Consider the following 15599-nt stretch of genomic DNA (forward strand, 5'->3'; position numbering starts at 1 on the left):
ACATTTAGGTAAATATTCATCGCAATCGCACCGGGAATGAAACGTCATGTCCGACAACCCGGTCAAGACGTACCTCGCACAGCACCCGAAAGCCTGCGGCGCAGTGTTCATGATGACGATGCTGCTCGCCAGCGCCGGTAACGGCGCGGCGACCGCGGCGGCGATCAACGGTCCGTAATCAGAGTTCTTCGAAGTTCAGTTCGTCGGACCACACCAGTTCGAAATCGACCAGCAGCGGCGTCCGCTGTTGTGTGGTCGCCTCCTCGAGTCGCTCGCGTGAGATGGTCAGCGACGGCGGGACGCTTCCCGCGAGATAGTGGGTACCTTCGTCGGTGAAGAAGTCGACGAACAGGCTCCCGACCCCGTAGTTCCGCGTCGTGTAGGCCCGATGTACGATCCGGAACGAGTCGGCTCCGGGCTTTTCCCTGGACTTGAGTTCGACGAGCGTCGGCGTGCCGCTCCCTGCCTGACACAGCGTCACCCCCGCGTCGCCCACGACCGAGTACGCGCCGCCGACGACGTGGACCTTTCGTACCACGTCGAGCACGCCGTGGAGGTCGAAGCCGTAGTCGAGCAGGCGCGCCATCGTCCGGCCGGCGTTGGTCGCCATGATGTTCCCGACGTCGGTGGTCGTCACGAGCCCGCCGATGCTGCCCGCGCGGACGAGCTCCATCCCCTGTGCGTAGGAGGTGCAGGCGTTCAGGAGGAACGCCTTCACGCCCGTCGTCTCCAGGGTGTGGAGGTCGAGGTAGCCGTCCGCACACTTCATGCCGTCCGCGTCGACGTGGCCGACGAAGTGGAAGAAGTCGTGATCGTCCGCGAGCAGGGAGCGGAGCTGTTCGCGCGAGCGGTCGTAGGCGATGTCGATGTCGAACTCGAGGTAGTCGCGGAAGCCGTACAGCTGCTCGGTCTCCTCGCGCATCTCGTCCTCGTTGCAGACCACCTGAACGTCGATGACGTGTGACTCGGAGGCGGGCTGGTCGATGCGCCGTCGATACGAGCCCACCGTGGGCTTGGACGCCCCGACCGGATAGCCGTCCCCGACCCAGGTGTGACCGACCGTGTCGACCGGCTCCGGGGTGACGACCGTCTCGTCCTCGAACGCCGACGCCGGAGTCTCGCCGCCGCAGGAAGCCGCTTCGTTCTCGTCGGACCGGTAGAGCCCACCCAGCGATTCCGCGCCGTCCGCCCCGGCGGCCGACGCTGTCGCCGGGTCCCTGATCGCGGACAGGTCGTTGACCACGAACGGGAGCAGTTCGGCGCTCCCGGGCTCGGCGGCGACGTCGGCGGTCAGGTGCCAGTCGAGCACTCCCGAGAGCGGGTCGGTCGGGACATCGAAATACCGGGCGAGCCGCTCGTCGACCGGCAACTCGTACAGCGCGGCCGCGTCGATGTCGACCCGGGACTCGACCGTGGCGCGCTCGTGCAGGTCGACGTCGTAGAACCCTTCGGTGCGGACCGCACAGTCGAGGAGGAACACGTGTTCGAGGAGCGCCTGAGCGGCGTCGGCGAGCCGCCCGTCCGCAAGCGAGTGGGACGCCCCGGCCGCGGTGACCCGCGGCCGGTCGCCGGGCACCACGGTCGCACCGAGGTAGTAGGCCAGCGTCGACACGGTGTAGACCGACCCCCACTCCGCCGGCACCTCGATGGTGACGCCCGTGTCGGGCGGACCGGCGAACGAGGGGACCTCGCGCTCGTCGTCGAACGCGACCAGCGGCGGGTGGCCACGAAGCGTCGGGAACGACCGCTCCGGGGAGGTCGTCGCCAGCGCCGACCCGAACGTCGAAACCGCGTCCATCAGCCCGCGGGGGGATTCGGGGACGGTGACCGTGCCCGCCGGCCGGCCGTGGAACGAGCGCGCGCCGACCCGGACGGTCCGATGCTCCTCGAAGCGAAGGCTGGTCCTCCCGGCCTCGCTACCCACCTCGAACGGGCCGTCGAGCCGGAGGTACAGCTTCATCGGCGCGGAGGACACCTCTAGCTCGTACTCGCCCGCCCCCACCGACGTCTCCCCGCCCGGCGGACAGGAGTCGACGAGTTCGTCGTCGCGCCGGACGTAGACGGCGACCGGTTTCCGGAACGCGACGTGGTCGGTTCCGAAGGAGACGGCCGAATCGACCGGGAAGACGAACCCGTCGGTCCCGACGCCGTCGGTTGCCGCGCCCGCGGTGTCGACGCGAAACACGACGTCCTCGATGTCGTCACGAACGAGGAGGTCGTCCCCGTCGCGCGCGAATCGGATCACCCGCTCGGCTCCCCTTCCGCAGGGCACGTTCGGCCGGCGTCCGGAGAACCATCGTCCCCCCATCGTCGGTTCATTTTCGCGTCTTTCCCTTTCCGAGACCCGACTAAAGCATTACGTGCCAGCTATCAGACCGGGGAGTTCGCCGATTCTCCTCAGCGACGCCAGAACTCCGGGGTGAGACAGGCCAGCACCGGGATGATCTCGAGCCGACCGATCCACATCAACGCGACCATCAACACCTTCCCGAACTCCGAGAAGGACCGATAGCTTCCCATCGGCCCCAGGACGCCAAAGCCCGGCCCGACGTTGCCGAGCGTCGCGGCGACCGCGCTCATCGCCTCCAGCACCGTCAGCCCCTGCCCGACCCGGACGGTGTCGAAAAACAGCACTAGCGTCCCGACGAAGAACAGCACGACGTACAGCAGCGTGAACGAGAAGATGCCCCGGATCGCCCGCTCGTCGAGCGGCTGCCCGTTCAGCCGGACCGGCCTGACGGCTTGCGGGTGGGCGGTCGTGAACAGCTCACGGCGGACGGTCTTCAGGATGACGTACCAGCGGACGACCTTCACGGCCCCGCCGGTCGACCCCGCGGAGCCGCCGATGAACATCCCGAACAACAGCGTGTACTGGAGGGGCTGGCTCCAGGTGTTGAAGTCGATGCTCGCGTAGCCGGTCGTGGTGACGATGGAAACCACCTGAAACAGCGCGTGCCGGATCGCCGGTTCGACGCTGCCGTCGACGGTACCGACGGTGTTCTGCAGGTACGCCGCCCCGTAGGTGGCACTCGCCGGCGAGGTCCCGACGAAGCCGGCACCGGCGAACAGCAGTCCCGCGACGATCGCGGTCAGCGCACCCATGACGCCGAGGTAGACGTGCCACTCCTGGTCGTCGAGGAGTCGGTCGAAGTCGCCGGTCAGCGCGTGCCAGAACAGCGCGAAGTTCGTCCCCGCCGCGACCATGAACGGGATGATGACCCACTGGACCGCGGCCGAGAACGCCTCGATCGATCGCGCCTCCGGCGAGAACCCGCCGGTCGGCATCGTCGTGAGCCCGTGGGCGACGGCGTTGTACAGGCCCATGTTCGGCGCGAGGCCGGGGGTCCCGAATAGGGGGCCGGCAACGTGGAGCCCGTAGAGCAGACAGATCTCCAGCAGCGTGAACCCCATGTACGCGCCCCAGAGCGCCCGCGCGGTCTCGGCGATTCGCGGGGTCAGCTTCTCGATCCCCGGACCGGGCGCCTCCGCGTCCATCAGCTGTGCGCCGCCGACGGACAGTTCCGGGAGGATCGCCACCGCGAGCACGACGATGCCCATCCCGCCGAGCCACTGGGTCAGCTGCCGCCAGAGCATGATCCCGCGGGTGTGCGTCTCGAAGGAGATGTCGCCGAGGACGGTCGCACCGGTGGTGGTGAACCCGGACATCGACTCGAACAGCGCGTTCACCGGGTTGGCGAGCGTCGAGTCGGGGTTGATCGGCGCGACGAGCCCCGGGACGCCGTAGGCCTCCACGAGATACGGCACCGCGCCCACGACGGCGACCGTGAGCCAGGTGAGCGCGACCATCAACAGCCCCTCGCGCGCGCCGATGTCGGGGTCTGGGTCGAGCCGTTCGAGCGCCGTCCCGAGCGTCGCCGCGAGGAGAATCGTGACGACGAACGGCGCGACCGGCTCGTCGTAGTAGACCGAAACGAACAGCGGCACGAGCAGCGGGATCGAGAGGTAGCGGAGAACCGTGCCCAGGAGGCTCAGGCTGGCCCGGTACCGAACCGTGAGCGACCACCCGTTTCGGGACATACACGCTGGCACTCCAGTCGACCGTAAGAAGGCCTCGCTTTCGGGACAGCGGCCCCGTGTGTCCCGGTTTCCGTGCTCGAACCCGAACCAGTCGGCCGATCAGGACCGCCAGTACGCCGGCGTGAGCAGCACGAGCACCGGGACGATCTCCAGCCGGCCGACCCACATCAGGACCGTCATCAGCAGCTTCGACGACCGGGGGAACGGGGCGTAGCTGTCGAACGGGCCCGCCAGGCCGAACGCCGGCCCGATGTTGAGGAACGTCGAGGCGGCGGCACCGAGCGCCTCGAACTCCGAGAGCGCGAGGCCGACGCGGGCCGCGTCGACGACGAGCAGTACCGCCCCCAGGAAGAAGCCGACGATCACCAGCAGCGTGTACGCGTAGATGTCCTGGACGGCCTCCTCGTCGACCGGCCGCCCGCTCAGCCTGACCGGCCGGACCGCTTCCGGGTGGACGGTCGTGTAGAGGTCACGACGGAACGCGCGGAGGATGACGAGCCAGCGGAGCGCCTTCACCGAGCAGGTCGTGCTGCCGGCCATCCCGCCGACGAACATCAGCATGAAGAGGACGTGCTTGGCCGAGGCGGGCCAGACGGTGTAATCGAGCGTCGCGTAGCCGGTCGTGGTGACGATCGAGACCACCTGGAACGCGGAGTGGCGGAGCGTCTCCTCCCCGAGCGGGCCGTTCCCGGGCGTGACGAGCAGCAACGCGAACACCAGCGCTGACGCGCCCGCGAGCACGGCGACGTAGAAGCGGAACTCGTCGCTTCGTCGGATCCGGGAGCGGTCGCCACCGAGCAGGTGATACAGCAGGACGAAGTTCGTCGCACCGACGGTCATCACCAGCACGAACGCCCACTGGACGGCCGGCGAGAACGCGCCGGCGCTGTCGGGCCGCGGCGAGAACCCGCTGGTCGAGATGGAGGTGAACGCGTGTGCGACCGCGTCGTAGGGGGTCATCTCGGGTGCCAGCCCCGAGACCCGCAACGCGAGCAACAGCCCGACGGTACCGACGGTGAGCAGGACGTATAGCCCCCAGATGATGCGGGCGGTGTCGATGAGTCTCGGCGTGAGCTTGTTGACGTCCTCGAGCTGGGATTCGGTCTCCATGAGCTGTGCGCCGCCGACGCCGAGCGTCGCCAGCACCGCCGTCGCGAGCGCGAGGATGCCCAGCCCGCCGAGCCACTGGAGGAGCGAACGCCAGAGCAGCAGCGACCGCGGCTGTGCGCCGAAGTCGACGACGACCGTCGCGCCCGTCGTCGTGATGCCGCTCATCGACTCGAACAGCGCGTACTCGGGCCGTGCGATCGCTCCCGCGCCGCCGAGCACGAACGGGACCGCGCCGACCAGCGCGATGGCGAGCCACACGAGCGACACCGCGAGGTACGCCTCGCGGGGCCCGACGTTCTCCGCGTCCCAGCGACCGATTCGCTCCAGGGACAGCCCGACGGCGAGCGAAACGGCGGCGGCCGCGAGGAACGGCCCGAGCGCCTCGTCGTACCAGAGCGCCGCGACGACCGGAACGGCCAGCGCGAGCGTGAGCCAGCGGAGCACGCGGCCCAGGATGCCGGCGCTGACCCGCCAGTCGACGCGGAGACTCACAGCCGGGCGGTCAGCCCTTCGGCGACGTCCGCGGGGGCGAAGGCGACGACGTGGTCGCCCGCCTCGATGACGGTGTCACCGCGGGGGGTGACGAACGCCCCGTTTCGCGTGATCGCCCCGAACACCACCCGCTCGGGGAGGTCCGCGACCGAATCGAGGATCGTCCGTCCCGCGAGGGGGCTGTCCTCGCCCACCTCGATCTCGATGACCTCGGCCTTGTCCGACTCGATGAGCGCGACGTTCTCCGCGGTCCCCTCGCGGGTGAACCGCGTGATCTCCTCGGCGACGACCGCCCGCGGGCTGATGGCGACGTCGACGCCGACCGTCTCGAACAGGTCGATGTACGGGTCGCTGTCGACGATCGACACCGTTCGCCCGACGCCGAGTCGCTTCGAGAGCAGGCAGGCGAGCAGGTTCTTCTCGTCGGAGTCGAGGGTGCTGACGAGCACGTCGGCGTCCGCGATGTGCTCCCGTTCCAGAAAGTCCACGTCGGTCGCGTCCGACTGGAGCACGACCGCGTTCGGCAGGTCCTCGGCGAGTTCCCGCGCCCTGTCGGCGTCCTGCTCGATGTACCGGACCGAGACGTCCCGCTCCTCGAACAGCCGCGCGACGTGGTAGCCGACCTCCGAGCCCCCGACGACGACCACCTCGTTCACCTCGTCCTGCTCGTCGATGCTGGCGACCGTCGAGGCGAACTCGCGGACGCTTCCGGGGCTCCCGATGACGACGAGGCGGTCCTCGCCCTCGATCACCGTCTCGCCGGTCGGGATGATGACCGCGTCCTCACGCAACAGCGCCGCGAAGGTGAGCGAGTCGAAGCGGTCCGCCTCCGCGACCGTCTGGCCGGCGACGTCGCTGTCGGGCGCGACCTCGAACTCGGCCATCTGCACCTTCCCGCCCGCGAAGGGGTCGACGTCGAGCGCGCCCGGCAGGCCGACGACCCGGACGATCGACTGGGCCGTCAGCAGGTTCGTACAGACCATGAAGTCGATGCCGAACGCCGTGTTCGACCGCCGCCAGGTCTTCAGGTACTCGGTCTTCTTCACGCGCGCGATGGTGAACGCCTCGCTGATCGCTTTCACCGTCGAACAGGCGACGATGTTCGTCTCGTCGTCGTCGGTCGAGGCGATCACCATGTCCGCGTCGGCCACGCCCGCCTCCTCGAGCGTGTCGACGGAGGTGCCGTCCCCGTTGATGGTCAACACGTCGAGGCCGTAGGTGAGTTCCTCACAGCGCTCCGGGTCCTCCTCGACGACGATGACCTCGTTGGACTCGTCGAGATCAGCCGCGATGGACTCGCCGACCTGCCCCGCGCCGATGATGACGACCCGCACTAGGCGCACACCCCGTTCATTGTGTGGCCCCACAGTCGGGGGCGGTATGAGGGTTCCGACCGACCGCGTGCCCGTGTGGCCCTCACCCGGCCGGTCACGTCGCCCTCAGAACGCCTGCCCGTCGCTCCGCACGTCCAGTCGCACGTCGCGGTTACGTCCTTCGAGTTCGCGCACGGCCCGCTCGATGATGCGCTCTGCCTCCTCGCGGATGAGCGGCTTCACCCGATCGAGCACCCAGTCGAACGAGACGAACGCGGGGAGCGACACGGCGGAGGCGTCCGCCGAGTCCGCATCGAACCGAACCTCGAAGGTCACCCGACAGCCCTCGGTCGCGTCGGCAGGCGCCTCCTCGGGGAGTTCCTCGAACGGTTCGATCCGCCAGTGGCCGCGGGCGTCGATGTCCTTTCTCACCCGCCAGTCGATGCGCGTCGGCGGGTCGACGTCGGTGACCTCCGATCGTGCGGTGTAGGTGAGCTTCCACCAGGAGAAGCGAAGCGCGTAGCGGCTTCCCGCGCCGCCGTCGCCGTGGGTCCGCGAGACGCGGTCGAGGTACTCGGTGTAGCGCGAGTAGCCTTCGAAGTCCAGCAGGAACTCGTAGGCCGCCGCGGGCGGCACGTACACGTCGGTCGAGACGACGAGTTCGTCCACGCCCCATCCTGTCCGGGAGTTCAGGTAAGGGTTCCGGGGGACAGGACGGGTCAGGCGAGGCGTCCGAGGGTACCGGATGCCTCACGTCCAGGGCGCCGTGTGTGACCGTGGCTCGTTGTTAGGTCGGCCAAAAGATCGCAGGGCTTACTTACCTTTAGGCAAACCAAAAACCGATGCGACGACGAGACTTCATCGGCGCGGGTGCCGGTGCGCTCACGACGGGACTGGTCGGCTGTCTGAACTCGAACGATTCGGGGGCCGGAACGCCGACGGACGAAGCGACGGACGCGCCGACCGTAGAACCGACCGAGGAACCGACCGACGCCGCCACGCCGGAATCGGCGAGCTACACGGTGTCGATGGCTCCGGTCGGCGACGTGACGTTCGACGCGGTGCCCGAGACGTGGGTTGCCAACAACGGGAGTTGGGCCGACATGGGCATCGCGCTCGGCATGGAACCGCCGAAGGGCGTCTGGCTCACGGGCCGCTATCACACCCAGTACTACGACGGCATTGACGGCGTCTCCGTCGACAAGAGCGGGATGGTCGACCTGTCCCAGGACGGCGTCAGCAAGGAACTGTTCTACGAACTCGAGGGCGACTTCCACGCCATCGACCCGAACTTCCTGATGAACCGGTTCGACGGCTGGGAGCAGGCCGACATCGACGAGGTCGAGGCGAACATCGGGCCGTTCTTCGGCAACAGCATCTTCTCGCGTGGCTACACCTGGCACGAGGATTACCAGTACTACGGCCTCATGGAGGCGTTCGAGAAGCTCGCCCGGGTGTTCCAGCGGACGGATCGCTACGAGGCGTTCGCCTCGCTCCACGAGGAGTTTCAGGCGTCGATCTCCGAGATCGTCCCGCCGGAGGGCGAACGCCCCGCGGCCGCCGTCCTCTGGGCGGGCGGCGACCAGCCCGAGGCGTTCTTCCCGTACGTCATGAGCGAGGGAACGAGCTTCAAGCAGTGGAACGACCTCCGGGTCCGGGACGCACTTGCCGAGACGGACGTGAAGGACTTCCACAGCAACCGCGGCCAGATCGACTACGAGACGCTGCTCGAAGTCGACCCCGAAATCATCCTGCTCCGCGGTCAGGAGGCCAAGACCGGCGAGGAGTTCCGGAACACCGTCCTCTCCTTCATGGAGGACCACGACGTGGCGAGTTCGCTCACCGCGGTCCAGCGCGACGACGTCTACCGCGGCGGCCCGCTGTATCAGGGGCCGATCACGAACCTCGTCGTCACCGAACGCGCCGCCTCCCAGGTGTACGACGTCGAAGACGAACTGTTCGACCGGAGCCGAGTGGCCGACATCGTGAACGGCGACGCCTGAGACGGGCGACGACGACGGGCCACCCGTCGATACCTCCCCCGCGGGAGGGACGGACCGAAGGCCTTTTGCTGAATTAGGGCGGCCTAAATGACATGCACTGTCGGATCGGGGGCGGTCGGTGATGGCCGGCGAGACGCGGACCCCGCGCGTGGGTGGACTGCGGAGTCGGGTCTCGTGGATCGACGGGCCGCTCGTCACCGTCATCCTCGCGAGCCTCGGCGTGATCTTCGTCTCCGGCCTGATTCAGGTGAGCTTCGGCGATTACACGATGACGCTCCCGACGACGTGGCGGGCGGTGTTCGACCCGGTCGTCTGGACGAATCCGCAACTGTTCCTCCGCCTGTTTCTCGGTGAGGGGCTCGGGACCGACGTGGCTCGCACGCTCGGCATCTCGACCGCGGAGGTCTCGCTGTCACGCGAATCACTGGTCGTCTGGCGGATCAGGATGCCCCGCGTCATCGTCGCGATGTTCGTCGGCGCGAACCTCGCCGTCTCGGGGGCGGTCTTCCAGGCGGTCACGCGAAACGAACTCGCCTCCCCGTACATCCTCGGCGTCTCCTCGGGCGCGGGGCTGGCCATCCTGCTCACGCTCGTGGTGTACACCGGCCTCTCACAGCTCCTCCCCGTCATCGCCGCGCTCGGCGGCGCTGCCGCGTTCCTCCTCGTGTACGCGATCGCCTGGCAGGGAGGAACCAGCCCGGTCAGGCTCGTGCTCGCCGGCGTCATCGTCAGCACGGTGTTCCAGTCGCTCCAGACTGGGCTGTTCCTCGTCGCCGACGACCTCGGCGTCGTCCAGACTGCCATCGCGTGGACGACCGGCTCGCTGACCGGCGTCAACTGGGAGGAGGTCCGGACCGCGTTCCCGTGGACGATCCTCGCGCTGACCCTCTCGCTGATCGGGTCGCGGCAGTTGAACATCCTGCTGCTGGGTGAACGAACCGCCCGGTCGCTCGGGATGCGGGTCGAACGGACCAGGTTTCTCCTCTCGGGGGTCGCCATCCTGGCGGCCGCGACCGCCATCGCGGTCGGCGGCATCATCAGCTTCGCGGGACTCATCGTCCCGCACATGGTACGGCAGCTCGTCGGCAGCGACTACAAGCGCCTCATGGTCGGCTGCCTGTTCGTCGGGCCGGCGCTGTTGACCGTCGCGGACGTCGGTGCGAGGCTCGGCCTGCCGTCCGGACAGGTGCCGGTCGGCATCGTCACGGGGCTCATCGGCGGGCCGTACTTCCTGTATCTGATGCGCCGCAAGAGCGCGCTGGGGGACCTATGAGCTCGTTCGACGACGCGGAGCCGGACGCGACGTCCGGCGGAGCCGAGGAGACGAGCGACGTGGCGGCCGGTCGGGCCGGGGACTCGGCGGCCGGACCCGCCGACGACAGCCCGGAGCTGTTCGTGGACGACGTCGCGCTCTCCTACGGCGACGGCGAGCCCGTCGTCGAGGCCGAGACGCTGGTCGTCCCGGCCGGCGAGGTGACGGCGCTGGTCGGTCCCAACGGCAGCGGGAAGTCGACGCTGTTGCGCTCGATGGCCGCGGAGATGGGTCCCGACAGGGGCTCGGTGCTGCTCGACGGCACCGACGTCCAGTCGTACGACGCAAAGCAGCTCGCCAGGGAACTCGGAATGTTGTCCCAGGAGAACGTCGCGCCCGACTCGACGACGGTCCGCGAGCTGGCGATGCACGGTCGCTACCCGCACCGCGGGTTCTTCGAGCCCGTCGGCGACGAGGACAAGCGGGCGGTGGACCGCGCGCTGTCGCTCGTGGGCGTCGAGGACCTGGCCGGGCGGCCGGTCGGCGACCTCTCGGGCGGACAAAAGCAGCTCGCCTGGCTCTCGATGGTGCTCGCCCAGGAGACGGACGTGCTGTTGCTCGACGAGCCGACGACGTATCTCGACCTCCACCACCAGCTTCGGGTGCTCGACGCGGTCACGCAGCTCAACGCCGAACGAGGCGTGACCGTCGCGGTCGTGCTCCACGACATCGGCCAGGCGGCCCGCTTCGCGGACAACCTCGTCGCGCTCAAGGACGGCGAGCCGTTCGACTGGGGACCGCCCGACGAGGTGGTGACGGGCGAACTGGTTCGCGAGGTGTTCGGCGTCGAAGCCGACGTCGGCTTCGGCCCGGACGGCCCGACCGTGACGCCGCGGCGCGCGCTCGACGAGGAGTCGGACTGAGCGGTCGGAGGGCCTCCCTGCACGAGTGTCGAGTCACCGCTTCGACGATGAGGCTCGCGGACCGTTCGCCCGCCGGCGAACCCGAACCCGGGAGACATAAGGCGGTCCGTCGGGTTTCGATTCGTAACGAATGAGCGGAGCGGAGGAGAGCGTCTTCGACGTCTACCGGGACCGCGTCGAGCGGCCGCTCTACCGACTGTTTACGGAGTACGGCACGCGGGAGTGGCGCTGGCTGGTGCTCGGGATGACCGCGAACGTCATCGCTCGGGCGGCGAGCCTGCTCCCGCCGGTCGTGCTCGGCGCGGCCATCGACAGCGCGTTCGACGGCGACGCCCCCTACTCGTTGCCGCTGATCCCGGCCTCGCTGCTGCCGACGGCCGCGCCGGACCCGGTGCAGTTCCGGTTCTCCGCGGCGGTCATCGTCGGGGCGTTCGTCGTGACCGCGGTCCTGACGTGGGTGTACGGCGTTGCCGCGAACAACTTCGCCCACAGCGTGATGCACGCGGTCAGGACCGACTCGTACGCGAAGATGCAGGACCTGGACATGTGGTTCTTCGACGACAAGCAGACGGGCGAGGTGATGTCGGTGCTCAACAACGACGCGACGAACCTCGAGCGGTTCCTCGACGACGCGCTCCAGAACTCGGTCCGCATCGGCGTCATGCTGCTGGGCATCGGCGTCGTGCTGTTCCTCGAGAACGCACAGCTGGCGTTTCTCACCCTCGTCGCCGTCCCCGCAATGGTCGGCTTTACCTACTGGTTCATGAAAGCTGTCGAGCCGCGTTACGCCGCCCAGCGGGAGGCGGTCGCGGACCTGAACACCCGGCTGGAGAACGCGCTGGGCGGCATCCAGCTCGTGAAGACCTCGGGGACGGAGGAGTACGAGACGGGGCGGGTCCGGCGGACCTCCCACGCGTACTACCGGAAGACGCTCGCCATGCTCCGGCTCAACTACATCTACCGGCCGGGCATGGAGCTGCTCGCGGGCGTTTCTTTCGCCGTGACGTTCGTGGTCGGCGGGCTCTGGCTCATCGACGGCACCGCCCCCGGCCCGCTCACCGGCGAACTCTCCTCGGGGGCGTTCGTCACGTTCATCCTGCTCTCCCAGCGCTTCGTCACGCCGCTCTCGGAGGTCTCGAACATCGTCTCCCAGTACGAGAACGCGAAGGCCTCCTGCGAGCGCGTGTTCGGGCTCCAGGACATCCCCCGGCGGGTGACCGACGAGCCCGGCGCCATCGAACTCGACGACGTCGACGGCGCGGTCGAGTACGACGACGTCTCCTTCCGTTACGCCCAGGGCGACCCGGATGCCGCTGGGGGCGACGCGGACGGCGGTCACCCCGTCCCCGACTCCGCCAACCTGATCCTCGACGGGATCGACTTCTCCGTCGAGCCGGGCGAGACGGTCGCGCTCGTCGGCCCGACCGGCGCGGGCAAGTCCACGCTGCTGAAACTCCTGCTCAGGCTGTACGACGTGGACGAGGGGGCGGTCCGGATCGACGGCCACGACGTCCGCGAGGTGACCGCCAGGAGCCTCCGGCGGTCGATCGGCTACGTCAGCCAGGACACGGTCCTCTTCGACGGCACCGTCGCGGAGAACATCCGCTACGGGCGGTTCGACGTCGACGTGGCCCGAGGCGACGGGGGCGACGGCGACGACGAGGTACACGAGGACATCGTCGAGGCCGCCGAGGCCGCCGAGGCCCACGAGTTCATCACCAACCTCCCGGACGGCTACGGGACTGGCATCGGCGAGCGCGGCGTGAAGCTCTCGGGCGGGCAGCGCCAGCGGCTCTCCATCGCCCGCACGGTGCTCCAGGACCCCGACATCCTGGTGCTCGACGAGGCGACGTCGGCGGTCGACACGGAGACGGAGATGCTCATCCAGCGCTCGCTCGACAGGCTCGCGGCCGACCGCACGACGTTCCTCATCGCCCACCGGCTCTCGACGGTGAAGGACGCCGACGAGATCCTCGTGCTGGAGGGCGGCGAGGTCGTCGAGCGCGGCGGCCACGAGGAACTGCTCGAGGCTGACGGCCTGTACGCCAAGCTCTGGGGCGTCCAGGCCGGCGAGATCGAATCGCTGCCCGAGGAGTTCGTCGAGCGCGCCAGGCGGAGACAGGCCGAAACCGTGCTGTCCACGGAGGACGGCGAGTAGCCCGTTCCGACGGCCCACGACGAGCGCAGCGTGTGCCCCCGCGCTTTTCCTGTTTCCGGACGACCGATCCGACGTGACGGTCGCGCCTGACCCGTCGGAGATCTACGAGCGCGCGGTGGCGGAGGGCGACCGCCGACTCGGCCAGTCGACGCTCGAACTCGCGTCGACCGGGTTCATCGCCGGCTTCACGGTCGTCTTCGGCATCGTCGCGCTCGGCATCGTCGAGGGGATCCTCGAACCCGCCATCGGCGACGTCGCCACGATCGCCGGAGCGCTCGCCTTCGGTCCGGGGGTCGTGTTTCTGGTCGTCGGGCGCGCCGAACTGTTCAACGAGAACTTCTTCGACCCGGTCGCGAGCGCGGTCGAGGCGTCCGGGACATGGCTGGTCGGGCCGCTGGTCCGCCTCTGGACGGTGACGTTCGCGTTCAACCTCGCCGGCGGCGCGCTCGTGATCGGGGTGTTCTCCGTGGAGGGGGCGCTCCCGCCCGGGACCGGCGAGGCGTTCGTCCGGGCCGCCGAGGAGATCGTCCACCGTCGGACGCCGGCGAAGTTCGCGGACGCGTTCGCGGGCGGCGTCCTGGTGACCCTGCTCTCGTTCCTGCTGCACGCGGCCAACGCCGTCGGGACGCGAGCGTTCCTCGCGTACCTGGTCGGCTTCCTGCTGGCGCTGGGAGCGTTCGACCACGTCGTGGTGACCATGCTCCACGTGCTGTTCGGGGTCGTCTTCGGGGCCGGGATCGGCCTCGCGGGCGTGGCGACGACGACCGCGGTCGTCACGTTCGGAAACCTCGTCGGGGGGCTCGGGCTGGTGACGCTCACCCACGTCGCGCAGGCGAAGGGGGCCGAGGACTCCGACGGTTGACTCAGACGTCCTCGACGATCTCGCCCATCCGCTCGACCGGGATGGCTCGCATCGTCTCCGTGTCCAGCCCGTGACGCTCGATGACGATCGCGATCTGCATGGCCGCGTCCTCGTCATCGACCTGGAACGTGACGAGGAAGTCGTAGCCACCCATGAGCGCGTAGCTCTCGAGCAGTTCCCCGCCGAGCCGTTCGACGTCCTCCCGGATCTCGCCCCAGATGCTCACCAGCTCCTGCGGGTTCTGGAACTCCCGTTCGTCGACGTTCGCGAGGACCGTGTACGTCGCCATGGCCCGACGTTCGGGTCCCGGTCCCAAATGCCTTCTTGCGCCCCGGTTCCGTCCACGACGCCGCTCGCGGGAACCACGACGCTCAAGCCGGAGGGGCGGGACTACCCCGCATGACGGAGACGGCACTCGAGACCGACGCGGAGTACGACGTGCTCGTCGCCGGCGGCGGCGTCGCGGGGCTGACCGCGGCGACGTACACGGCGCGGGCGGGCCTCCGAACGCTCGTCGTCGCCGACGGTGAGTCGATCCTCGGGCGCAACGCCCACCTGGAGAACGTCCCGGGTTTTCCCGCCGGCGTGAACCCGCGCCTCTTTGCCGACATGCTCCGCGAGCAGGCCGAGCGGAACGGCGCGGAGCGCGTGGCGGGCCGGGTCGAGGAACTAGCGGGCGTCGAGGACGAGTTCCGGGCCGATCTGGCGGACGGCGGGACGGTCACCGCCGCCCGCGTCGTCGCGGCGTCGTGGTCGGATGCCGACTACCTCGACGCGCTCGACGTGGCGGTCAGGGACGCCGGCAGCAAACGCTACGTCGAGGTGGACGACTCGGGGCGAACGTCGGTCTCCGGGGTCTACGCCGCCGGGCGGCTCGCCGAGAAATACCACCAGACGGCCGTCGCCGCGGGCCACGGTGCCGAAACCGCCATCACGCTGGTCCACGACGCGGACGTGCCGTTCTACCACGACTGGGTCGTGCCGGAGGGCTACTTCACCGACCGCGGGCGGGAGGTCCCGCCGGGCTGTGAGGAGATCGACGCGGGAGAGCAGGCCCGCCGACAGGCCGAATCCAGGGGGACGATGCGCGAGTACTTCGCGGAGCCCCACGCGGACCGCCAGCGCACCCACCCGAGCCTCGTCGACGACGACCGCGGCCGCGTCGACCCCGACTGGGAGTCGGACGACGACTGATCGTCCGCCCCACATCGTCGACCCATCCAACCGCCTCGGCGACGCACCGATCCCCCGACGGAACGCGCTCCACTGACCAACCGCCGGGCGACGCTTCTCCGGCCAACCGCTGGACGGCGATTGCCCGACTAGCCCTCGGGTGGGACTGAAAGGGGCCGCGGGGGCTTTCGCGGTCCGCACTACGATACCGACCACGCAGAAACCACCACCGACCTGGACTCGGTGGACAACAACGATTTATCACCCGGTCGGGA

Annotated in this window: 13 protein-coding genes; 7 read left to right on the top strand and 6 right to left on the bottom strand. The window is 69.0% G+C overall.

The genetic code is table 11. The features are described 5' to 3' along the window. Positions 1–46 precede the first annotated feature (46 nt). Complete coding sequence (locus tag RJT50_RS09055; RefSeq protein WP_313690902.1) at positions 47–178, top strand: DUF7503 family protein; 132 nt, start codon at positions 47–49, stop codon at positions 176–178. On the opposite strand, the gene RJT50_RS09060 is transcribed toward RJT50_RS09055, so the two are convergent. The 5 genes from RJT50_RS09060 to RJT50_RS09080 form a co-directional block, all read right to left on the bottom strand. Further along, positions 179–2245 (bottom strand): hypothetical protein, encoded by a 2067-nt coding sequence (locus RJT50_RS09060; RefSeq protein WP_313690904.1) that lies wholly within the window; start codon positions 2243–2245, stop codon positions 179–181. A gap of 152 nt (positions 2246–2397) precedes the next feature. Further along, positions 2398–4038: a TrkH family potassium uptake protein gene (locus RJT50_RS09065; protein WP_313690906.1), complete on the bottom strand. Its 1641-nt coding sequence runs from the start codon at positions 4036–4038 to the stop codon at positions 2398–2400. A gap of 99 nt (positions 4039–4137) precedes the next feature. Further along, on the bottom strand, positions 4138–5640 hold the full coding sequence (locus tag RJT50_RS09070) for a TrkH family potassium uptake protein (protein WP_313690908.1): 1503 nt from the start codon (positions 5638–5640) through the stop codon (positions 4138–4140). Further along, positions 5637–6974, bottom strand: a complete 1338-nt coding sequence (gene trkA, locus RJT50_RS09075) for a Trk system potassium transporter TrkA (RefSeq protein ID WP_313695958.1) — start codon at positions 6972–6974, stop codon at positions 5637–5639. The genes RJT50_RS09070 and trkA overlap by 4 nt, the downstream gene beginning before the upstream one ends. A 105-nt stretch (positions 6975–7079) precedes the next feature. After that, the gene (locus tag RJT50_RS09080) at positions 7080–7622 is read right to left on the bottom strand and encodes an SRPBCC family protein (RefSeq protein WP_313690909.1); all 543 of its coding nucleotides are present in this window, start codon (positions 7620–7622) and stop codon (positions 7080–7082) included. A 173-nt stretch (positions 7623–7795) separates the two neighbouring features. Between RJT50_RS09080 and RJT50_RS09085 the strand changes: the two genes are divergently transcribed. From RJT50_RS09085 to RJT50_RS09105, 5 genes are all read left to right on the top strand, one after another. Further along, a complete protein-coding gene (locus RJT50_RS09085; protein WP_313690911.1) occupies positions 7796–8956 on the top strand; it encodes an ABC transporter substrate-binding protein in 1161 nt (386 codons plus the stop codon). A gap of 121 nt (positions 8957–9077) precedes the next feature. Further along, complete coding sequence (locus RJT50_RS09090) at positions 9078–10229, top strand: FecCD family ABC transporter permease (RefSeq protein ID WP_313690912.1); 1152 nt, start codon at positions 9078–9080, stop codon at positions 10227–10229. Next, the gene (locus RJT50_RS09095; RefSeq protein WP_313690913.1) at positions 10226–11131 is read left to right on the top strand and encodes an ABC transporter ATP-binding protein; all 906 of its coding nucleotides are present in this window, start codon (positions 10226–10228) and stop codon (positions 11129–11131) included. Before RJT50_RS09090 ends, RJT50_RS09095 begins: the two co-directional genes overlap by 4 nt. A 130-nt stretch (positions 11132–11261) precedes the next feature. Further along, positions 11262–13289, top strand: coding sequence for an ABC transporter ATP-binding protein (locus RJT50_RS09100; protein ID WP_313690914.1), 2028 nt, complete (start codon positions 11262–11264; stop codon positions 13287–13289). A 73-nt stretch (positions 13290–13362) separates the two neighbouring features. Further along, complete coding sequence (locus RJT50_RS09105) at positions 13363–14151, top strand: formate/nitrite transporter family protein (RefSeq protein WP_313690915.1); 789 nt, start codon at positions 13363–13365, stop codon at positions 14149–14151. 1 nt (position 14152) lies between these two features. Here the strand turns inward: RJT50_RS09105 and RJT50_RS09110 are convergent, their stop codons facing one another. Beyond that, a complete protein-coding gene (locus RJT50_RS09110; protein ID WP_313690916.1) occupies positions 14153–14440 on the bottom strand; it encodes a GYD domain-containing protein in 288 nt (95 codons plus the stop codon). Positions 14441–14550: 110 nt separating this feature from the next. Here RJT50_RS09110 and RJT50_RS09115 point away from each other — a divergent pair, with 110 nt between their 5' ends. Continuing rightward, on the top strand, positions 14551–15345 hold the full coding sequence (locus tag RJT50_RS09115) for an NAD(P)/FAD-dependent oxidoreductase (protein WP_313690918.1): 795 nt from the start codon (positions 14551–14553) through the stop codon (positions 15343–15345). Positions 15346–15599: the final 254 nt, after the last annotated feature.

The sequence above is a fragment of the Halobaculum sp. XH14 genome, from assembly GCF_032116555.1.
Taxonomy (GTDB): Archaea; Halobacteriota; Halobacteria; order Halobacteriales; family Haloferacaceae; genus Halorarum; species Halorarum halobium.

What these genes read in the sequence shown, in the direction of transcription:
- RJT50_RS09055 (WP_313690902.1), top strand. Translation starts at nt 47, where the DNA reads ATGTCCGACAACCCGGTCAAGACGTACCTCGCACAGCACCCGAAAGCC.
- RJT50_RS09065 (WP_313690906.1), bottom strand. Translation starts at nt 4,038, where the DNA reads ATGTCCCGAAACGGGTGGTCGCTCACGGTTCGGTACCGGGCCAGCCTG.
- RJT50_RS09085 (WP_313690911.1), top strand. Translation starts at nt 7,796, where the DNA reads ATGCGACGACGAGACTTCATCGGCGCGGGTGCCGGTGCGCTCACGACG.
- RJT50_RS09090 (WP_313690912.1), top strand. Translation starts at nt 9,078, where the DNA reads ATGGCCGGCGAGACGCGGACCCCGCGCGTGGGTGGACTGCGGAGTCGG.
- RJT50_RS09095 (WP_313690913.1), top strand. Translation starts at nt 10,226, where the DNA reads ATGAGCTCGTTCGACGACGCGGAGCCGGACGCGACGTCCGGCGGAGCC.
- RJT50_RS09100 (WP_313690914.1), top strand. Translation starts at nt 11,262, where the DNA reads ATGAGCGGAGCGGAGGAGAGCGTCTTCGACGTCTACCGGGACCGCGTC.
- RJT50_RS09110 (WP_313690916.1), bottom strand. Translation starts at nt 14,440, where the DNA reads ATGGCGACGTACACGGTCCTCGCGAACGTCGACGAACGGGAGTTCCAG.
- RJT50_RS09115 (WP_313690918.1), top strand. Translation starts at nt 14,551, where the DNA reads ATGACGGAGACGGCACTCGAGACCGACGCGGAGTACGACGTGCTCGTC.